At 33.9% G+C, this 22,000-nt stretch carries 20 protein-coding genes; 19 read left to right on the top strand and 1 reads right to left on the bottom strand.

Annotated elements, in window-relative coordinates; all coding sequences use genetic code 11:
• The first annotated feature begins 12 nt into the window (after positions 1–12).
• From RD055328_RS00235 to RD055328_RS00185, 11 genes are all read left to right on the top strand, one after another.
• Positions 13–777: a TIGR00282 family metallophosphoesterase gene (locus RD055328_RS00235; RefSeq protein ID WP_244086826.1), complete on the top strand. Its 765-nt coding sequence runs from the start codon at positions 13–15 to the stop codon at positions 775–777.
• Between the two features lie 9 nt (positions 778–786).
• Entirely contained in the window at positions 787–3,354 is a 2,568-nt protein-coding gene (gene mutS, locus RD055328_RS00230; protein ID WP_244086825.1) for a DNA mismatch repair protein MutS, read from the top strand.
• Positions 3,355–3,373: 19 nt separating this feature from the next.
• Positions 3,374–5,236 carry a DNA mismatch repair endonuclease MutL gene (gene mutL / locus RD055328_RS00225; protein ID WP_244086824.1) on the top strand — a complete coding sequence of 621 codons (1,863 nt, stop codon included), beginning with the start codon at positions 3,374–3,376 and terminating at the stop codon, positions 5,234–5,236.
• Positions 5,236–5,829 carry a Holliday junction branch migration protein RuvA gene (gene ruvA / locus RD055328_RS00220; protein WP_244086823.1) on the top strand — a complete coding sequence of 198 codons (594 nt, stop codon included), beginning with the start codon at positions 5,236–5,238 and terminating at the stop codon, positions 5,827–5,829. Before mutL ends, ruvA begins: the two co-directional genes overlap by 1 nt.
• A 15-nt stretch (positions 5,830–5,844) precedes the next feature.
• Positions 5,845–6,861, top strand: a complete 1,017-nt coding sequence (gene ruvB / locus RD055328_RS00215; RefSeq protein ID WP_244086822.1) for a Holliday junction branch migration DNA helicase RuvB — start codon at positions 5,845–5,847, stop codon at positions 6,859–6,861.
• An 8-nt stretch (positions 6,862–6,869) separates the two neighbouring features.
• The gene (queA, locus tag RD055328_RS00210) at positions 6,870–7,901 is read left to right on the top strand and encodes a tRNA preQ1(34) S-adenosylmethionine ribosyltransferase-isomerase QueA (RefSeq protein ID WP_244086821.1); all 1,032 of its coding nucleotides are present in this window, start codon (positions 6,870–6,872) and stop codon (positions 7,899–7,901) included.
• Positions 7,902–8,173: 272 nt separating this feature from the next.
• Positions 8,174–9,409 carry an arginine deiminase gene (gene arcA / locus RD055328_RS00205; protein WP_244086820.1) on the top strand — a complete coding sequence of 412 codons (1,236 nt, stop codon included), beginning with the start codon at positions 8,174–8,176 and terminating at the stop codon, positions 9,407–9,409.
• Between the two features lie 15 nt (positions 9,410–9,424).
• Positions 9,425–10,438 (top strand): ornithine carbamoyltransferase, encoded by a 1,014-nt coding sequence (gene argF, locus RD055328_RS00200; protein ID WP_244086819.1) that lies wholly within the window; start codon positions 9,425–9,427, stop codon positions 10,436–10,438.
• A gap of 90 nt (positions 10,439–10,528) precedes the next feature.
• Positions 10,529–11,476: a carbamate kinase gene (arcC, locus tag RD055328_RS00195; protein WP_244086818.1), complete on the top strand. Its 948-nt coding sequence runs from the start codon at positions 10,529–10,531 to the stop codon at positions 11,474–11,476.
• A gap of 20 nt (positions 11,477–11,496) precedes the next feature.
• Entirely contained in the window at positions 11,497–12,930 is a 1,434-nt protein-coding gene (arcD, locus tag RD055328_RS00190; protein WP_244086817.1) for an arginine-ornithine antiporter, read from the top strand.
• A gap of 34 nt (positions 12,931–12,964) precedes the next feature.
• The gene (locus RD055328_RS00185; protein WP_244086816.1) at positions 12,965–13,648 is read left to right on the top strand and encodes a Crp/Fnr family transcriptional regulator; all 684 of its coding nucleotides are present in this window, start codon (positions 12,965–12,967) and stop codon (positions 13,646–13,648) included.
• Positions 13,649–13,700: 52 nt separating this feature from the next.
• Here RD055328_RS00185 and RD055328_RS00180 read toward each other — a convergent pair whose 3' ends face one another.
• Positions 13,701–14,021 carry a helix-turn-helix domain-containing protein gene (locus tag RD055328_RS00180; RefSeq protein WP_244086815.1) on the bottom strand — a complete coding sequence of 107 codons (321 nt, stop codon included), beginning with the start codon at positions 14,019–14,021 and terminating at the stop codon, positions 13,701–13,703.
• 214 nt (positions 14,022–14,235) lie between these two features.
• On the opposite strand from RD055328_RS00180, the gene RD055328_RS00175 reads away from it, so the two are divergent.
• From RD055328_RS00175 to zwf, 8 genes are all read left to right on the top strand, one after another.
• Positions 14,236–15,009, top strand: a complete 774-nt coding sequence (locus tag RD055328_RS00175; protein WP_244086814.1) for a hypothetical protein — start codon at positions 14,236–14,238, stop codon at positions 15,007–15,009.
• 12 nt (positions 15,010–15,021) lie between these two features.
• The gene (locus RD055328_RS00170) at positions 15,022–15,477 is read left to right on the top strand and encodes a hypothetical protein (protein ID WP_244086813.1); all 456 of its coding nucleotides are present in this window, start codon (positions 15,022–15,024) and stop codon (positions 15,475–15,477) included.
• A gap of 43 nt (positions 15,478–15,520) precedes the next feature.
• Complete coding sequence (locus tag RD055328_RS00165) at positions 15,521–16,099, top strand: hypothetical protein (protein ID WP_244086812.1); 579 nt, start codon at positions 15,521–15,523, stop codon at positions 16,097–16,099.
• 147 nt (positions 16,100–16,246) lie between these two features.
• Positions 16,247–17,782 carry an ABC transporter permease/substrate-binding protein gene (locus tag RD055328_RS00160; RefSeq protein ID WP_244086811.1) on the top strand — a complete coding sequence of 512 codons (1,536 nt, stop codon included), beginning with the start codon at positions 16,247–16,249 and terminating at the stop codon, positions 17,780–17,782.
• On the top strand, positions 17,782–18,750 hold the full coding sequence (locus RD055328_RS00155; RefSeq protein ID WP_244086810.1) for an ABC transporter ATP-binding protein: 969 nt from the start codon (positions 17,782–17,784) through the stop codon (positions 18,748–18,750). The genes RD055328_RS00160 and RD055328_RS00155 overlap by 1 nt, the downstream gene beginning before the upstream one ends.
• Positions 18,751–18,842: 92 nt before the next feature.
• Entirely contained in the window at positions 18,843–19,988 is a 1,146-nt protein-coding gene (gene tgt, locus RD055328_RS00150; protein ID WP_244086809.1) for a tRNA guanosine(34) transglycosylase Tgt, read from the top strand.
• 56 nt (positions 19,989–20,044) lie between these two features.
• Positions 20,045–20,410 carry a preprotein translocase subunit YajC gene (yajC, locus tag RD055328_RS00145; protein ID WP_244086808.1) on the top strand — a complete coding sequence of 122 codons (366 nt, stop codon included), beginning with the start codon at positions 20,045–20,047 and terminating at the stop codon, positions 20,408–20,410.
• Positions 20,411–20,518: 108 nt separating this feature from the next.
• The gene (zwf, locus tag RD055328_RS00140) at positions 20,519–21,985 is read left to right on the top strand and encodes a glucose-6-phosphate dehydrogenase (RefSeq protein ID WP_244086807.1); all 1,467 of its coding nucleotides are present in this window, start codon (positions 20,519–20,521) and stop codon (positions 21,983–21,985) included.
• Positions 21,986–22,000 lie beyond the last annotated feature (15 nt).

The raw sequence follows: 22,000 nt of genomic DNA, 5'->3' as shown, positions 1-22,000 counted from the left end.
AAGGGGTAAATTATGCGCATATTATTTGTTGGTGATGTAGTTGGAAGCATTGGTCTTAAGGCACTTCACACTTATCTTAAAGATTTAAAATCCGAACTGAAACCACAACTTACAATCGTAAATGGTGAAAACTCAAACGGTGGTAAGGGAATTAAAGAATCGGACTTCAAAAGTATCCTTAATAGTGGAGCCGATATCGTTACCTCAGGTAATCATGTATGGGATAAACGAGAAGTAATTGATTTTATTAATGACAAAGATAATATGCTACGTCCTCTTAATTACCCAGGAAATGTTCCTGGAAATGGTTTTAAAACTATCAATATTAATGGTCAAAAAGTTACGGTCTTAAACATGCAAGGAACTGCATTGATGCAACCAATTGATAATCCATTTTATGCGTTTGATGAGTTCTACAATGACCATCAAGATGAAATGATTTTTGTTGATTTTCATGCTGAAACAACTAGTGAAAAAATCGCTTTTGGCCGCTATATTGATGGGCGTGCTCAAGTTATGGTCGGCACGCATACACATGTTCAAACTAATGATGCTCAAGTTTTTCCTAAAGGGTTAGCATACTTAACTGATGTTGGTATGACTGGAGCGCTTGACGGGATTTTAGGAACTAAGAGTAAGCGAGTTATTAACCGCTTCTTAACTCAACGTCCTGAAAAATTCGATGTTGAAGAAGATGGCCGTATGCAACTTAATTATGCGGTAATTGATTTGAACGAAAAAAATAATAAAATTAAAGCAGATTATATTAGATCTTAGGGGAAGACGATGCCTCAAAAAACTGAAGACACACCAATGATGCAACAGTACTACCAAATCAAAAATAAATATCCTGACGCCTTCTTGTTTTATCGAGTGGGTGATTTTTATGAGCTCTTCCAAGAAGATGCAATTAAAGGATCACAAGTTTTAGAATTAACGCTAACAGCACGCAATAAGAACGCCGATGAGCCAATTCCAATGTGTGGTGTTCCATATCATGCAGCAGATAATTATATTCAAGTCCTTGTCGAAAATGGCTATAAAGTCGCAATCTGTGAACAAGTTGAAACACCAGCAGAAGCCGAAGGTACAACAGTTAAGCGTGAAGTTATTAAAGTAGTAACACCCGGAACAATGATGGATGTTAAATCTGACAACGCTAATGAGAATAATTACATTACTTCGGTGGCCAAAGTTAATGATGAATATGGTATTGCATATGCCGACCTATCAACTGGTGAAGTCAAAGCTACTCACATCAAAAATACAAACGAAGTATTAAATGAGTTATTAACGCTTAATACTAAAGAGTCAGTCCTAAGTTTTGAAGATTTATCATTAGTTGAATCAATGAAAAAACTGGGAATTCTGGTTAATCAAGTTGATGAATTAACAGATACCGCAGAAGTTAATTATGTAATTCAAGAATTAACTGATGACACTGAAAAACAATCAGCAGAGTACTTGATTTCATATTTAGTTGAAACTCAAAAACGTAGCCTTTCACATCTGAAAATTGCACAAAGTTACGAGACTAATTCTTATCTACAGATGGATTATTCAGCTCAAGATAACTTGGAATTATTCAAATCACTTCGTACCGGTAAGAAATATGGTTCTTTATTATGGTTATTAGATGAGACTAAGACAGCAATGGGTGGACGCTTATTGAAACAATGGATTGCTCGTCCAATTATTGATAAGAAAGAACTACTGGCTCGTCAAGATAAGATTCAAATCTTGATGGATAGCTTTTTCCAACGTGCTAGTTTGCAAGATTATCTTACAAAAGTGTACGACTTAGAACGTTTAGCTGGACGTATCGCATATGGCACAGTTAATGGTCGTGATTTATTACAACTTAAGACTTCATTAGGACAAGTACCATTAATTCAAGAAATTATTCGTGATTTAGATACACCTGAATTCATTGGATTTGCGGACCAACTTGATGGTTGCAGTGATATATATCAATTAATCGATAAAGCTGTTATTGATGATGCACCTATCTCAATTAAAGATGGTGGTGTTATTAAAGATGGATTCAATGCTCAACTTGATGAATACCGTGATGCTTCAAGAAATGGTAAACAGTGGATTGCTGATCTTCAAGCCAAAGAACAAGAAGTAACCGGAATTCATACATTGAAAGTCGGATTTAATAAGGTTTTTGGTTACTATATTGAAGTAACTAAGGCTAACGTTTCTTCATTACCTGAGGGTCGTTACGAGCGTAAGCAGACTTTAACAAATGCAGAACGATATATTACACCAGAGCTTAAAGAAAAAGAACGAATTATTCTTGAGGCCGAAGAGAAGTCTAATTCTTTAGAATATGAACTATTCACTGAATTACGCGAAACGATTAAGAATGATATCAAAAAACTTCAAAATCTTGCTTTGAAAATCTCTGAATTAGATATTTTGCAAAGCTTAGCAACTATTGCTGAGAACTATCATTTAATTCGTCCAGAGTTTTCTGATGAACGTGTGATTGATATTGTAAATGGTCGTCATCCAGTCGTTGAAAAAGTTCTTGGTCAAAACCAGTACATTCCAAACGATGTCAAAATGGGCGTTGATGATAACGTAATGTTAATTACTGGTCCTAATATGTCAGGTAAAAGTACTTATATGCGTCAGATGGCATTGACAGCAATTATGGCTCAAGTCGGAAGTTTCATTCCTGCTGACTCTGCTATATTGCCAATTTTTGACCATATTTTCACCCGTATCGGAGCTGCCGATGATCTTATTTCTGGTGATAGTACTTTCATGGTAGAAATGAAAGAAGCTAATGATGCACTAAAAAATGCTACAAAAAACAGTTTATTAGTGTTTGATGAAATTGGTCGTGGTACAGCAACATACGATGGTATGGCACTTGCTCAATCAATTATTGAATATATTGAAAATAACGTACAAGCTAAGACAATGTTTTCAACACATTATCATGAATTGACACAGTTAGATGATAAATTCACTGGCGTGAATAATGTTCATGTTAATGCCACTGAAGAAAATGGTACTTTGGTATTCTTACACAAAGTCTTGCCAGGCCCATCTGATCAGTCTTATGGGATTCATGTTGCTAAGCTTGCAGGATTACCTCCTCAAGTATTGATTCGTGCGGAAGAAGTTTTGAATAAGTTAGAAGCTGATAGTGGAAATTATATAACTGCCGGTGAGAAGACTGCAGAAAGTCAAACAGTTGCCGAACCTGAAGTACAGATGTCGCTATTTAGTGAAGACAATGAAATAACTAATGAAATCAAAGAAACAAATCTAATGGATATCACACCAATGGATGCCATGAATTTACTTTATAAATGGCAAAAAGAATTGAAAGAATAGTCAATGAAAGGAGATTGCTTTGAGTACAATTTATGAATTATCTGAAGAACTAGCTAATAAAATTGCTGCCGGAGAAGTTATTGAAAGACCAGCTTCAGTAGTCAAAGAGTTAGTTGAAAATTCAATCGATGCACACGCTACACAAATTGAAGTGGCGGTTGAAGATGCTGGTATGAAGAGTATCTCAATCATTGATAATGGTGATGGAATTGCTGAAGATGATGTTGAATTAGCTTTTCATCGTAATGCCACTAGTAAAATCCAATCTACTAAAGACTTATTTAACATTAGTACCTTAGGATTTCGTGGTGAAGCGTTAGCCAGTATTGTTTCAGTTGCCAAAGTTGAATTATTAACTAGTACAGATGGCGCTACAGCAACAAAAGTTAATTATGAAGGCAATAACTTAATCAGTCGTCAAACTTCTGCTCGCCCTAAAGGAACGACAATCGTAGTTGAGAATTTGTTCTTCAATACACCTGCACGTTTGAAATATATGAAGAGTCAAAACACTGAGCTCAATAAGATTGTGGATATTATTAATCGCTTGTCATTAGGTCATCCGGAGATTGCATTTACGCTTAAGAATAATGGTAAGAATCTGGTACGTACTTCTGGTAATGATAATTTTGAACAAGCAATTGCTGGTATTTATGGTAGAACAATTGCTACTAAGTTAGTGAAGTTCGAAGCTGAGAATCTTGATTACCAAGTAACTGGTTATACATCTTTACCTGAGTTAACACGTGCTAACCGTAATTATATTTCGGTGATTTTAAACGGAAGATTTATCAAGAACTATAATTTAACTCGTGCCATTATTAGTGGATATGGCTCAAAATTAATGATTGGACGTTTCCCAGTTACTGTTTTGAGTATTAAGATGGATCCTATTTTGGTTGATGTGAACGTTCATCCAACTAAACAAGAAGTCCGTTTAAGTAAAGAAAATGAATTAGCCAATTTAGTTAGTGGCGCGATTGATAAAGCAATAAGCTCATTGAATTTGATTCCTGATGCAATGGAGAATTTACAAAAAACACGTAATACAACTCCTAAAGCTGAAGCAATGCCGATTGATCTTAGTTATCAAAAAGAATCAGCACCAGAAATTAATGAAGTACAAGAAACTGAAGCTAAAATAACTTCTGATGTTGAAATCCCAGTAACTGAGGCAGTGGATACCAAGCCGATTTTTGATAATCCTGAACGATTAAAGAAGTGGGATGAACGTTTAAAAGAAGAAATGAATAATGATTCTGAAAATGAGTATCGTAAATTCCCACAATTACTGTATATAGGACAAGCGCATGGAACGTATCTGATTGCTGAAAGTGATGATGGCATCTATCTGATCGATCAACATGCTGCACAAGAACGAGTTAATTATGAAAAATATCGCAAAGAAATTGGCGAAGTCAAACGCGACCAACAAAAATTGTTAGTGCCGATTGTCTTAGATTATCCTAACTCTGATAGTTTGTTAATTAATGATAAAATTGAGTTATTCGAAGAATTAGGGTTATATTTACAAAACTTTGGTCAAAATAGTTATATGATTCAAAGTCATCCAACTTGGTTTAAAAAAGGTCAAGAAGAAGATACAACAAGAGAATTAATTGATTATGTTTTAAATGATAAAAATATCTCTATTGCTAAATTCCGTGAACAAGCTGCTATTATGATGAGCTGTAAGCGAGCTATCAAAGCTAATCATCATCTTGATGAGCAACAAGGACGAGAATTATTAAAGAGATTAGCTGAAGTGAAAAACCCATTTAATTGTCCGCATGGACGACCAGTTTTGGTGCAATTCACTCAAAAAGATTTAGAAAAAATGTTTAAGAGAATTCAAGACTCACATGAAAGTAGAAATCTATAATGTTTGAATATTTAAAAGGTGAAGTAGTAGCATTACATCCTAGCTATGTGGTAATTGACGTCAATGGGGTAGGATACAAGTTGTTAGTAGCTAATCCCTATCGCTATGAAGTAAATAATCAGTCAACTATTTATGTAGAACAGATTGTGCGTGAGAATGAACAATCATTATATGGCTTCTATGATTTGGCTGAGAAACAACTATTTGAGAAACTAACAAGTGTTTCTGGTATTGGGCCAAAGAGTGCCTTGGCAATACTTGCGGGTGAAGATACTAATGGTGTCTTCAATGCTATTGAAGCTGGCGATATTACATATCTAACTAAGTTCCCTGGAGTTGGGAAGAAAACTGCTCAACAAATTCTTTTAGATTTACAAGGTAAGATTCAAACAGCCGATAAAAATACAAGTAGTCTTTCAAGTACTGGATTAGATTTGTCAGCTAATATGGAATTAAACGATGGACTAGAAGCCTTGATTTCACTTGGATATTCAACTAAAGATGTGAAGAAGATAACTGATAAACTCAAAGCTTCTGATGCTAAAACAGCTGACGAATATGTTCGTGAAGGATTGAAGTTATTAATGAATTAGAAAGGAGGACTGAAGATGAGTGAAGAACTTGATGATAAGTTAACCGATATAAAAACAAATAATGAAGTTGAAAGACAAGAAGAGATTACACTTAGACCTAAAAAGTTAGAACAATATATCGGCCAAGAAAAAATCAAAAAAGAAATGTCCGTTTATATTCAAGCTACTAAAAACCGTGGCGAAGCTTTAGATCATGTCTTACTTTATGGTCCTCCAGGTCTAGGTAAAACAACTCTTGCAATGATTATCGCTAATGAATTAGATGTTGATATCCATACTACGACTGGTCCTTCTATTGAAAAGTCCGGTGACTTGTTAGCAATGCTATCTGAGTTACAGCCCGGGGATGTTTTGTTCATTGATGAAATTCATCGTCTCCCTAAAAATGTTGAAGAAGTTCTTTATTCAGCTATGGAAGATTTTTATATTGATATTGTAGTGGGACAAGGGCCAGAAGCTCATCCAATTCACTTCACATTGCCACCATTTACATTAATTGGAGCAACAACAATGGCGGGACAATTGTCAGCACCATTGCGTGATCGTTTTGGAATTGTTCAACATATGGAATATTATACAGTTGAAGAATTGACTAGAATTGTGAAGCGTTCATCTGAAGTTTTGAAGATGGATATTATTCAAGAAGGTGCCTATGAGATTGCTAGAAGATCTCGTGGAACGCCAAGAATTGCTAACCGTTTGTTAAAACGGGTACGTGATTTTGCTGAAGTATCGGATAAGAATGCTATCGATGAAGAAATAGCTAAGACTTCACTTGACCAATTACAAGTTGATAATAATGGTCTTGATCAAGTTGATCGTAAGATTTTGACAATGATGATTGAATTATATAAAGGCGGACCACTAGGTCTTAAAACGATTGCTGCTAACATTGGTGAAGAACAAGAAACAATTGAATCAGTATATGAGCCATATTTAATGCAATTAGGATTTTTGAAACGCACACCACGAGGAAGAATGGTTACTAAACAAGGGTACGACCATTTAGGAATTCCTTTCACTGAAGATTAGGAGCAACTATGTTAAGTACAGAAGATTTTGATTACAATTTACCTGAAGAATTAATTGCGCAAACACCTATTAAGGATCGTGACCATTCACGTATGTTAGTTTTGGATCACGAAACTGGAGAATATGAAGACCATCATTTTTATGAAGTATTGGATTATTTGAATCCTGGTGATGCCGTAGTTATGAATAATAGTAAGGTTTTGCCTGCTAGATTATATGGAACAAAAGTTGATACTAACGCTCATATGGAAGTCTTATTATTAAATAATATTGAAGGCGACAAGTGGGAAGTATTAATGAAACCTGCTAAAAAAGCACCAGTGGGAACTGTTGTTAGTTTTGGGGAAGGTAAATTAAAAGCTCAAGTTCTTGAAGAATTAGAGCACGGTGGAAAAATAATTGAATTCCAATATGATGGAATATTTATGGAAATATTGGAAGAACTAGGTGAAATGCCTTTACCTCCATATATTAAAGAACGACTAGATGATCCTGACCGTTATCAAACTGTCTATGCTAAAGAAATCGGATCAGCTGCCGCACCAACTGCTGGGTTCCATTGGACTAAAGAATTATTACAAAAAGCAGAAGATAAGGGTATTAAGCTGGTCTATCTTACACTTCATGTTGGATTAGGAACATTTCGTCCAATGACAGAAACTGATGTCGACAAACATGTCATGCACTCAGAGTTCTATCGCTTAGATGAAGAATCAGCTGCTACATTAAATGAAGTTCGTGCTAATGGTGGCAAGATTGTTGCTACCGGAACAACATCAATTAGAACACTCGAAACAATTGGAACTAAGTTTAATGGTGAAATAAAAGCTGATAATGGTTGGACAGATATCTTTATCAAACCAGGATATGATTGGAAAGTAGTTGATCACTTCATTACTAACTTCCATTTACCTAAGTCAACATTAGTAATGTTAGTAGCTTCATTTACAGGAAGAGAAAATATATTGAATGCCTATCAACATGCTATTGAAGAGAAATATCGTTTCTTTAGTTTTGGTGATGCAATGTTTATTAAATAAAAAAAGCAGGAAATCATTAGATTTCTCTGCTTTTTTATTTTGACTAAGTAGCGATAGAAACGCTAGATAAATAAAATGAATATTTTTCAAAAAAAAATTCAATAAATTTTTAAATGCCAAAAACCTTATAGTTATTGATTTGTAAGGGTTTTCATTAATTTAAAATTTAGAAATGTGAAATCCATCACAAAAGTAATGCAAAATGCGCACTGTGAGCATATATTGTAAGCGTTATCTTATATTCGTAAACAAAATTAAAGGGAGGTACTACAATGACAAGTCCTATTCATGTAAATTCTGAGATTGGTAAATTGAAGACAGTAATGTTGAAACGACCAGGTAAGGAAGTCGAAAATATTACTCCTGATATCATGTATCGTCTATTATTTGATGATATTCCATATTTACCAACTATCCAAAAGGAACATGATTATTTTGCTAAGACATTACAAGATAATGGTGTAGAAGTTGTGTATTTGGAAGACTTATCAGCAGAAGCTATTGATGCTGGTAATGTCAAAGAAGAATTCCTCGACAAGATGCTTCAAGAATCAAATATTAAATCTGATTCAATCAGAGAAGCATTGAAAAAATATCTGTTTGCTATGGAAACACAAGACATGGTTGAAAAAATCATGGCCGGTGTTCGTACAAATGAGATTGATGTTAAATCAAAAGCTCTTATTGATGTAAGTGCTGATGATGAATATCCATTCTTTATGGATCCAATGCCTAACCTATACTTCACAAGAGATCCTGCAGCATCAATGGGTGATGGATTAACAATTAACAAAATGACATATGCTGCTCGTCAAAGAGAATCAATGTTCATGGAAGTTATTATGGCTCACCATCCACGTTTTGGTAACGGCGAAGCAACTGTATGGCGTGATCGTAACCACGATGACCGTATGGAAGGTGGAGACGAATTAGTTCTTAATGACAAAGTATTGGCAATTGGTATTTCTCAACGTACTTCAGCTCAATCAATCGAAGAACTAGCTGTTTCATTATTTAAGAACAAAGCTAACTTCGAAAAAATCTTGGCAATCAAGATTCCTCATAACCATGCCATGATGCACTTAGATACTGTATTTACAATGATTGATTATGACAAGTTCACAATCCATCCAGGTATCCAAGGTGAAGGTGGAAACGTTGATGTTTACATCCTTGAAAATGATGGTAAAGACGGCGTTAAGATTTCACACCGTACTGATTTACAAAATGTTTTGAAAGAAGCATTAGATGAACCAGAACTAAAACTAATTCCTTGTGGTGGCGGTGACGCTATTGTTGCTCCTCGTGAACAATGGAATGACGGATCAAATACTTTGGCAATTGCTCCTGGTGTTGTTGTTACATACGATCGTAACTATGTATCAAACGAATTACTAAGAAGCGAAGGCATTAAAGTTATTGAAGTTCTTTCAAGTGAATTATCACGCGGTCGTGGTGGCCCACGTTGTATGAGCATGCCTTTAGTAAGAGAAGATTTAAATAAATAATTAGGAGTCCTAAATATGACAAGTGTATTTCAAGGAAGAAGCTTATTAGCTGAAAAATATTTTACAAAAGAAGAATTAGAATATCTTATCGATTTTTCATTACATCTTAAAGATTTGAAAAAACGTGGTATTCCGCACCGTTACCTAGAAGGTAAGAACATTGCTCTATTGTTTGAAAAGAATTCAACAAGAACACGTTCAGCTTTCACAACAGCCTCGATTGATCTTGGAGCTCATCCAGAATTCCTTGGAAAAAATGATATTCAACTAGGTAAAAAAGAATCTGTTGAAGACACTGCTAAAGTTCTAGGTAGCATGTTTGACGGAATTGAATTCCGTGGATTCAGTCAACAAGTTGTTGAAGATCTAGCTAAATATTCAGGCGTGCCTGTTTGGAACGGTCTAACTGATGAATGGCATCCAACACAAATGATTGCTGACTTCATGACTGTTAAAGAAAACTTCGGCAAACTAGAAGGAATCACTCTTACATACCTTGGTGATGGACGTAACAATATGGCTAACAGTCTTCTTGTTACTGGTTCAATGTTAGGTGTTAACGTACATATCGTTGCCCCAGATTCATTACAACCATCACAAGAAGTTCAAGATTTAGCAGCAAAATATGCTAAAGAAACTGGTAGCAAGAACATGATTACTTCAGATGTTGATGCTGGTGTTAAAGGTTCCGATGTTCTTTATACAGATGTTTGGGTATCAATGGGTGAAGAAGTTGACGTTGCAGAACGTGTTAAATTACTAAAACCATATCAAATTAATATGGATATGCTTAAGAAAACTGGTAATCCAGACACAATCATCATGCACTGTCTTCCAGCATTCCATGATACAGAAACTGAAAATGCTAAAGAGTTTGAAAAAGAATTCGGTATCAAAGAAATGGAAATCACTGATGAAGCATTTAGAAGCAAGAATGCTCGTCAATTCGAAGAAGCAGAAAACAGAATGCACTCAATCAAAGCTATTATGGCAGCAACATTGGGTAACCTATTCATTCCACGTGTTTAATAGATAAGTAAAAAATAAAGGGGCTGGCAGCAAAACATTGTTTTGTCCCAGCCCTTTATTTTTTAACAAAAGATAGAGGAGTTAATTATTATGACACAAAGAAAAATTGTTGTCGCTTTGGGTGGAAATGCAATTCTTTCAAAAGATGCATCAGCACAAGCACAAATGAAAGCAGTTAAAGATACAGTTAAACAATTAATTGAATTCGTAAAAAATGGAGATCAATTAATTATTTCACACGGTAACGGACCTCAAGTTGGGAACTTACTAATTCAACAAGCTAATTCAGATTCTAAACAAACACCAGCAATGCCTTTAGATACTGCAGGAGCAATGTCACAAGGACAAATTGGTTATTGGATGCAAAATGCTTTTAACGAAGTATTAGCACAAGAAGGTATTGATTTGGATGTTGCAACAATAGTTACTCAAACAATTGTTGATAAGAATGATGCAGCTTTTGAGAATCCAACAAAACCAATTGGACCTTTCTATACAGAAGAAGAAGCTAAGAAACAACAAACTGAAAATCCATCTGCACATTTCGTAGAAGATTCTGGTCGTGGATGGCGTCGTGTTGTTCCTTCACCAATTCCTGTAGGAATAAAAGAAGCTAACGTAATTAAACAATTAGTTGAAAATAACGTTATTACTATTTCTGCTGGTGGTGGTGGGGTTCCAGTTGTTAAAGAAGATGGTAAACTAACAGGTGTTGAAGCCGTAATTGATAAAGATTTTGCTTCAGAAAAAGTTGCAGAACTTGTTGAAGCAGATATGTTAATCATCTTAACTGCTGTTGATAATGTATATGTTAACTACAATAAACCTGATCAAAAGAAACTAGAAAAAGTTAGTGTTTCTGAACTTGAAGGGTACATTAAAGAAGAACAATTTGCTAAAGGAAGTATGTTACCTAAGATTCAAGCAGCTATTGAATATGTTAACAATCGTCCAGATAGCAAAGCTATCATTACATCACTTGATAACGTTAAAAACTTGTTAGCAAATGATGCAGGAACAATTATTACCAAAAACTAAGTAAGATTGGAGTGACAATCATGTCAGAACAACCTGTAAAAAAAATAGGGCTATTCGCACTTATTGCTCTTGTTGTTAGTTCATCTATCGGTAGTGGAGTTTTTGGATTAACTTCTGATTTGGCTGCTGCTAGTGCTCCTGGTCCGGTGTTAATAGCCTGGGTCGTAGTTGGGCTAGGAATCATGATGTTAGCCTTATCATTAAATAATCTAATCAATAAAGAACCAGAAATGGAAGGGATCTTCTCTTATCCTGAGAAACAATTTGGACCTTTCGCTGGATTTATTAGTGGTTGGGGTTATTGGCTTTCAGCATGGTTAGGAAACGTTGCTTTTGCAACAATTCTAATGAGTGCTATTGGTTACTTCTTCCCAATATTCAAAACGGGGCAAAATCTACCATCAATCTTGGTAGCAAGTATTTTTTCTTGGGGCTTAACCTACTTCGTTAACCGTGGTGTTGAAGGAGCTGCTGCAATTAATGCGATTGTTACAGTAGCTAAGTTAGTACCATTGTTCGTCTTCATGGTTATCGGAATTATTCTATTTAAAGGTCACGTGTTTACCCAAGATTTCTGGGGTAACTTAAGTACTAACGTAATGGCTAATACTAACGGAAATGTTATGAACCAGATCAAAGGTTGTCTAATGGTTATGATGTGGGTATTCGTTGGTGTTGAAGGAGCTTCTATGCTATCTTCAAGAGCTGAAAAAAAATCAGATGCTGGTAAAGCTACTATCCTTGGATTGATCAGTTTACTTATTGTTTATATCTTGGCATCAGTTCTACCATACGGTTATCTAACACAAGCTGAATTGGCAAACATCAAACAACCAGCTATGCTTTACATCTTTGTAGAGATGGTTGGTAAATGGGGTGGCTGGTTAATCGGTATCGGAATGGTTATATCGATTCTTGGTTCATGGTTATCATGGACAATGCTTCCAGCAGAAACAACATTATTAATGTCTAAACAACAATTATTACCAAAATCATTTGGTAAATTGAATAAGTTCAAAGCTCCAACATTCTCACTTATTTTGACAGCTATTCTTATTCAAATCTTCTTATTCACATTACTATTTACTTCAAGTGCTTATAATTTTGCACTTTCATTATGTACGGCGGTTATCTTAATTTGTTATATCTTTATTGCACTATATCAAATTAGTTACTCATACCAACACATTAATGAAAAAGGTAGTAAAGGACAATTACTAATTGGTATCTTAGCTTTAGCTTTCCAACTATTTGGACTAATCATGGCTGGACTGAGCTACTTATTACTATGCCTTATTGCATATATTCCAGGAATCTACTTCTATGGAAAAGCACGTAAAGAAAAAGGTGAAAAAGACTTTTTAACTAAAAATGAATGGTTAATAACTGGTATAATAACTATCGGAGCAGTCATCGGTATTATCTTAATTGCGACTGGAAAAATCTCCGTTTAATTCGTAGGCGAATTGTTATTATATAGGAGTTCAAATGATTAGTTCAGAAGTTTACCCAAAGTATATTGAGTTTCTAAAGACTAGACCTGAGTTTTCAGAGTTTTCTCAAGAAGAAATGCATATCTTGATGAACAATATGAAAGTCAAACAGTTCAAAAAAGGACAAGTGTTATTTGATCAAGCAGATGACAGAAATAGATTCTATTTTGTTGCTAAAGGTTTAGTACGTGCAGAAAGAGTTGACGAAACTGGAGACTTTATTTTCTACACATATATAAAAGAAAATTTAGCTTTTCCATATCGGGGGATGTTTAAAGATCAATATTATCCATATACAGCACAGGCTATGACTAATATTGAAATTGTTCATTTTCCAATGGCAACTTTTGAGAATCTTTTGTTGAAGAATACTGATATGATGGTCAAAGTCATTCAAGAAATGGCGACTATTATTAGTGAGACAGAAGATAATATTCAACAAATGGTTAATCCAAGTGCTAGTCAACGAGTAATTCAAGCTCTGAAAATATTTGGCAAAACTTTGGGGAATCAATCGGCAAACGGTGAAATTAGTATTCCTTATCCAATAACTATTCAAGAGTTAGCTACTGTCAGTGGGACAACTCGTGAGACAGCTGGACATATATTGAAAAAATTGGTTAAAGAAAATTATATTTCATATGAACATAAAAAATTTGTATTTAATAAAAATTTTTAAAACAAAAAAGAGACAATTGCGTTAATGCAATTGTCTCTTTTTTGTTTTAAATCTAATGATTATCCCAAAGCTCTAATAAATTTTTTGATATCTTTTCTCTTTTACTATGTGGCATATCAGTTAGTCGAGTTATTAATTTATTTGTATTAACATCTGTAATAGATAATTTACTTTTTGAACTGAATAATTCACCCATATCAATATCTAACGCATTACAAAGAGCTGAAAATTTTTCTAAGCTTATGTTTGTTATTACTCCCCGCTCGAACCTAGAAATAAGGCTTTCACTCAGATTTGCTTTTTCAGCCGTTTCAGAGATTGTAAGTTTTAAAAAAATTCTTTGTTTTCGTATTTTTTTAGCAATATCTTCCATTTCACCACCTACTTCTCTCTTATTCATATCAATAACAATAGCGAGATAATAAGATTTGTTAAAGAGCACAAAAGACTTTGAAATACCTTTTTTACATGGCACAAAAGATATGTTCGTGGTAAAATATTATTGTTTTATAAGCATTGAATTACCAGGGGGTGAATTATATTTAATAATTTTAGAAACCATTAAGAAAAAAACACGGGAGAGAAACATGGTAGATGAAGAAAGTCTGAAGATAAATGAACAACAGTTGCCGTTTATTTATCAATTAATATCGGCAGAAGATCATGTATATGATGAATATCAGTTAATAGAAAATGAAATAGAAAAGCTATTATCCGATGAAAAGCGAGTAAGAATAGAAAGAAGAGGCCAAAAAGGACTATTTTTTCAACTAGTTATTTGGTTTGTTGTATTCTTTGTTTTATTTGCGAATTTTGGTTTAATAGGTTTCTTTATGTCTTTGGCAATTCTTGGCGGATTATTAGTTTGGCGTAAAAAGAAAAAAGAAGTTTATGAAGAAAAAATAGCAACAATAACTTCTGCAGTTAATGAGTACCAAGTTAGTAAAAATAAAATCAGTCAAAAACTAACGCAGATTTTGAATGAAAATGAAGTCTACACTTCAAAAATACCAGAAATTTTTCGAGATCAACAATCAATTGCGGAATTATATTCAATAATTCAAACAGGACAAGCTGACAACTTAAAAGAAGCGTACAGTATTTTAGAAGCGCGTTATCGACATGAAGAAGAAATGGGAGTTTTACGTGCCAATGCTAAAGCTGTTAGTCGCAGTAATCAACTAGCTCAAAATCAATTGAACGAAATGAAATTACAAAGTGACTTACAAAATCAACAACTTGGCCAATTACAAGACTTGCACCTTGAAGCACAACAGATACGTGAGAGTGCAAAAAGTACCGATGCAAGAATGGCTGGTATTGAAGAAACATTTGTACCAAGACATAAAAGGAAAAACTAGGAGTAATATATTATGGTAAAAAAAATATCTATATTTTCGGCATTTTTTTGGAAAAGTTTAATGGAAGATTTATTTAATGCAGTGAAGAGTGTTCCCTTCTTAGTCTTTTTTTCATTGATTATAGCAATTATATTTCCTATTATTGGATTTTCTAGTGGAGATACACAAGCAAAGGTGACATTTATTTTGTTGTCTATTATGTATTTTTTTGGAACAAATATCTTGATGATAATTGGAGCAGATCGTGCGTCCGGAAGTAAGCTTGAAGATTCGTTATTTAATCATGTTTTATATGGAACGCCAACAACAAAAGCTAAGATGAACAAATTTTATTTTATTATTAAAGGAATTGCTGTTTTTATTAAGTATTTCTTTTCTCCAATATTATTTATTTATGCACTATTTGCATATCTGAATTTGCTAAATAGAATACTGGATGAAGAAGAATTGAAATCATTAGACAGATAATTTTAGTAACTAGTTAGCCTATAAGAATTAGGAGAATGAATAAATGAAAAAAATGTTTATTTCAGTGATGCTTTTAACTATGACGGTTACTTCTGGATGCTCATTTTTTAATAACGATACGGACAAGAGTGATAATACAGATAAAAGCTCTAAAGTAGCTAAAAGTAAAAAGCATAATAATAAAAAGAAGAAAAATAAAGACGAAAAAGAAAAATCTACAAAAGAAAAGAAAAATACAGAACCCCAAGATGTTGCGCAATCTGGTGCAGCTACTACCAGTAATGAAAATCAAAAAACTGAAGTTAGCACTCGAGAAACAACGCCAGCAGAAACTCCTATAGGTCTAGATGAAGCAATTTCGATTCTATATAGAAGTAAGTTCAGTCAAATAGTTGAAGCTGATAACTATTCTAATGATGGTGGAACATATATGTATTTAAAAGGACAACCAAGTTCTGAAAAAACTATAGTGTATGGTTATTCTGGTACGTGGGGGATTGATTCTTTTACATTAGTTCCTAAAGGAAATCAGGTACAGATAGAATGGGATAGTGGTTCTCGACAAGGCGGGGGATTTACTCAAATACAAGACCCTCAATACGATGTAGTTAGTAGAACATAAAATATACGTTGTTCTTAAGAAAACTTCTAAAAAGCAACTCATGATGATGAGTTGCTTTTTTATTTTGAAATCAAATGCTTATTAAAATGTTAATTTGCAATTATATTGTATAGTAATTCCATAAGATTCAGTTTTAGGGAGACAAAGATGCATAATTTAACACAAGTATTTATGGAGCGAAAAGACGACCTACTAGTAGCATTATGGCAACACTTACAGATTACAATTGTTGCGTTACTAATTGCGATAGCAATAGCGATTCCTTTGGCTATTTGGGTAACGAGAAAACCGAAATTGGCTGAAGGGTTATTACAAGTGACTAGTGTCTTACAAACAATACCTTCATTAGCTTTATTAGGATTACTAATTCCTTTTGTAGGAATCGGAACAGTTCCAGCAATAATTGCTCTAGTAATATATGCGTTACTACCAATCTTTCAAAATACTTACTTAGGGATTTCTGAAATTGATAGCTCTGTTGAAGAAGCAGCTGATGCTTTTGGAATGTCAAGAATGCGTAAACTATTCAAAGTAGAATTACCGATTGCCTTACCGCAAATAATTTCAGGTATTAGAACGTCTTTAGTGCTTATAGTTGGAACGGCCACATTGGCTGCTTTAATTGGAGCAGGCGGATTAGGGACATTTATAATGTTAGGGATTGATCGAAATGATACATCCCTTCTTATAATTGGTGCAGTTTCTTCGGCTTTGTTAGCTATTATCTTGAGTGCAATTGTACGTTGGTTACAGTTCGTTAAACCAAAATATGTATTAATCTCTTTTGCCAGTATTTTACTAATCATGGGAGCTGGAAGTGCCTATAAGGCATATAACGATAGTAGAGTAGAAACAATTACGATTGCAGGGAAATTAGGATCAGAACCCGAGATATTAATTAATATGTATAAAGAACTAATCGAGGACAAAAATAATAATATTAAGGTTAAGCTGAAACCAAATTTTGGAAAAACAACATTTTTATTTAGTGCGTTAGAACATAATCAAATTGATATCTATCCTGAATTCAGTGGCTCAGTATTAGAAACATTAGTAAAAGATGAATCTCAAAAAAACGCTACAGCTAGTCAGATTTATAAGTTAGCAAAAAAAGATTTGAGTAACCAAAAACAAATGACGTATTTAAACCCAATGAAATATAACAACACATATGCTTTGGCAGTTACTGATGAATTCAAAGAAGAAAATAATCTTACAAATATTAGTGATTTAAAAATAAAAAAGGTTGAAAACAAGCTTAATCCTGGAATGACGTTAGAGTTTATTGATCGAGGTGACGGATTAAAAGGACTAATGAAATATTATGGCTTATCAATGACTGCTAAATCGATGGAACCCGCTTTGAGATACGAAGCTATTACGAATGGGAAGATTAATTTAGTAGATGCGTATGCGACTGATAGTGAATTGAAACAATATAATTTAGAATTATTAAATGATGATAAGAACTTCTTTCCTGTTTACCAAGGAGCACCATTAATGACAAATAAGTTTGCCAAAAATCATCCAGAAGTTGTGAAAGCATTGAATAAATTATCTGGAAAAATTTCAAATAAAGAAATGCAAGAAATGAATTATGAAGTCAATGTCAAAAAAGAATCAGCAGCAAAAGTAGCTCATAACTACTTAGTTGAACATGACTTAATAAAGGAGAATCATTAATGGGGAAGTTAATTGAATTTCAAAATGTCAAAAAAGATTATCAAAACCAGACGGTAATTAATGATTTGAATTTAACAGTTGATGAGGGTGAATTATTTGTACTGGTCGGAGCTTCTGGTAGTGGTAAGACAACTACCTTAAAGATGATTAATCGACTTGAAGAACTAACGAGCGGGAAGATATTTATCAAAGATGTTGATATTTCTAATGTATCTAAACGTGAATTGAGACAAAATATCGGTTATGTTTTACAACAGATTGCGTTATTTCCAACAATGACAGTAGCTGAAAATATCGCGGTAATTCCTGAAATGAAAGGAATGGCAAAAAAACAAATCGATGAAATAACTGATGAATTATTAAATGAAGCAGGATTAGAACCAACAGACTATCGAGATAGATTTCCCCAAGAACTATCTGGTGGTGAACAGCAGCGAGTAGGTATCTTGAGAGCTATGGCAGCTCAGCCACAAATGATATTAATGGATGAGCCGTTCAGTGCGCTAGATCCATTATCAAGACAACAATTACAGAAACTAGTATTGAAGATACACGCTAAGTATCACAATACAATCGTGTTTGTTACCCATGATATGAACGAAGCAATTAAACTAGGAGATCGAATTGGCGTAATGAAGAAAGGGGAACTTTTACAAGTCGATACTCCACTTGAAATAGCTCAAAATCCTAAAGATAAATTTGTTCGTGACTTTTTCAATGCCAGTTTGGCCAAGGATATCTATGACGTCTATATAAGTAGAGTAGGCTTAATACAAGGGTATTTGAAAGATCGGCCAAATGTCACAGAAGATATGATTAAACAACTCGATAGTCAGTTAACTTTAAGGGATGTTTTTGCTGTATTAAAAGATTTTGAATATATTTCAGTAGTTGAAGATACCAAAGTTCTTGGATATTTAAATCGACAACAGATAATTTCATATTTAAGCCAACATGAAAAAGACTAATTGAATACAAGGCTTACTTCTAATCGTTTATTCTTCTGTATATTTCTGTTAGAATTAAACGATATTAAAAGACAATGAAAGTGAAGTAAATAATGGCTGATTCACCAATAAAATATACTTTATTAAAAAAAGAAAAACATACAGGTGCACGTTTAGGATTAATTGAAACGCCACATGGAACTTTTGAAACGCCAATGTTTATGCCGGTAGGAACTCTAGCATCGGTTAAAACAATGGCTCCTGAAGAACTAGATGAAATGGGCGCAGGTATTATTTTGTCTAATACTTATCACTTATGGTTAAGACCTGGTGAACAAATAGTTAAAGAAGCTGGTGGGCTTCATAAGTTCATGAATTGGGACAAGGGAATTCTTACTGATTCAGGTGGCTTTCAAGTTTTCTCACTTGCAGAAACTCGCAATATTGTTGAAGAAGGAGTTCATTTCAAGAGTCATCTTGACGGACGTAAACTTTTCCTTTCTCCAGAAAAGGCAATTCAAGTTCAAAATGACCTTGGACCTGATATTATGATGAGTTTAGACGAGTGTCCTCCTTATTATGAAAGTTATGATTATGTGAAGAACTCAATTGCTCGTACTACTCGTTGGGCTGAGCGTGGATTGAAAGCTCATCAAAATCCTGATCGACAAGGATTATTTGGGATTGTTCAAGGAGCTGGTTTTGAAGACTTACGTAAACAATCGGCTAAAGATTTAGTAAGTCTTGATTTCCCTGGTTATTCTATTGGTGGATTATCAGTAGGTGAGTCAAAAGATGAAATGAATCGCGTACTTGATTTCACAACACCAATGCTTCCAGAAAACAAACCTCGTTACTTAATGGGAGTAGGAACTGCTGACTCTTTAATTGATGGTGTTATCCGCGGTGTTGATATGTTTGACTGTGTCTTGCCAACTCGTATTGCAAGAAACGGTACTTGTATGACATCTAAGGGAAGATTAGTTGTAAAAAATGCTGAGTATGCCCATGATTTCCGCCCAATCGATGAGAAGTGTAACTGTTATGCTTGCCGCAATTATACGCGTGCTTATATTCGTCATTTATTGAAGGCTGATGAATTATTCGGTATGCATTTAACAAGCTATCATAATTTGTATTTCTTATTAGATGTTATGAAAAAAGTACGTCAAGCAATTAAAGATGATAACCTATTAGAATTTAGAGAAGCATTCTTTGAAGAGTATGGATTCAATGCCGAAAACGCAAAGAAATTTTAGATTTTTCTGACTAAAAATAGTACAATAATAATTAAAAGAAAATAGAGGTGTATTAAATGAGTTTATCTGTATTAGCCGCTGCTGCTGGTGGTCAAAATTATATGTTTATTATTTTGATGATTTTGATGTTTGGTGGAATGTATTTCCTATCAATCCGTCCACAAAAAAAACAACAAGCTAAACGTGCCGAAATGATGCAACAAATGAAAAAAGGTGACCCTGTCGTAACTATTGGTGGTATGAAGGGTAAGATTGACGAAGTAGATAACGAAACTAAAGAAGTAGTTATTGATGTTGATGGTGTATTCTTAACATTTGATATGGGAGCTATTAAAACTGTAACTCCAACAAATACAGCAAAAACAACAAGTACTTCAACTAAAAAGATTGTTGAAGATCAAAAACCAGAAGATAAAAAATAAAACGTTCATTTGAACGTTTTTTTTATGGTTAAAAGTCGAATAAGTTAATACTATTAATTAATTAGTGTAAAATGAATACATAAATCTAAGTACGAGGTATCGCATTATATGGCTCAACAAAAACCAGCACTATTTATTATTTTTGGTGGATCGGGAGATCTAGCACATAGAAAATTATACCCGGCCTTGTTTAATCTCTACCGAAATGAATATTTAGATAAACATTTTGCAGTTATTGGTACAGCTAGAAGAGACTGGACTGATGATTTCTTTAGAAATACTGTGAAAGAATCACTAAAAAAATTCTGTGAAGACGATAAGATTGTTGATGAATTTGTCAGTCATTTCTATTATCAATCTCATGATGTGAATGACTCTAAACATTACATCACATTAAAAAAACTTGCAGAACAATTAAATGACAAATATGAACTAGAAGACAATCGTATTTATTACATGTCTATAGCTCCAGCATTGTTTGGTACAGTTGCGGGGCATATTAAGTCTGAAAGCTTAATCACTGCTAATGGATTCAATCGTTTGGTAATTGAGAAACCTTTTGGTCGCGACTATGAAACAGCCCAAAAATTAAACGATGAATTATCATTAACTTTTGATGAAGACCAAATTTATCGAATTGACCATTATCTAGGTAAAGAGATGGTTCAAAATATTCCTACACTTAGGTTTAGTAATCCAATTCTTGAAACAGTTTGGAATAAGGATTATATTTCAAATGTTCAAATCACCCTAGCTGAATCGCTTGGTGTTGAAGAACGTGGTGGATATTATGATGGAGCGGGAGCTTTACGTGATATGGTACAAAACCATGTGATGCAAATTATTGCTCAGCTTACGATGAAAAAACCAACTGTGTTCAATTCTGAAAATGTCCATGCAGCTAAACATGACTTATTTGCGAGTCTAAAAGTGTTAACTAGTAATGAAGTTGATGACAATTTTGTACGTGGACAATATGGTACAAATCAGAACCAAAGCGAGATTTCTTATCGTGAAGGTTTGAATATTGCTAAAGACTCACAGACTGAGACTTATGTAGCTGGTAAAATCATGTTTGAAAAAGGTGATTTCACTGGGGTGCCTTTTTATGTTAGAACAGGTAAACGTCTTAGTGATAAGAGTACTAGAATCGATATTGTATTTAAAAAGAATGAAACTAATATCTTTTTAGATAGTAATGATGATATTAAAGAAAATGTATTCTCAATTATTATTGAGCCTGATCAAGGATACCGTTTATTAATGAACGGCAATAAGATTGGTATGGAATCAGGACACAATACATTTGAATTAGACCATGGGCACACTAAACAACAATTAGAAAAAGTCCCAGAAGCTTACGAACGTTTAATAGTTAGTGTTCTAAATGGAGATCAGACTAACTTTACTCGTTTTGATGAATTAGCTAATGCTTGGAAATATATAGATGTAATTCGTGAGAGATGGGATAATCAAGAAGCTGATTTTCCTAATTATCGTTCTGGTTCAATGGGACCTAGTAAAGCTGATGAATTATTAGCAAAAGATGGAAATGAATGGATTTGGAAGGGTTAGTCTTTTTATAGGAGA

It is taken from the genome of Companilactobacillus sp. RD055328, from assembly GCF_022835675.1.
Taxonomy (GTDB): Bacteria; Bacillota; Bacilli; order Lactobacillales; family Lactobacillaceae; genus BQUT01.
Note: the sequence above shows the minus strand (reverse complement) of the source record. Positions and strands in the feature narration are given on the sequence as shown.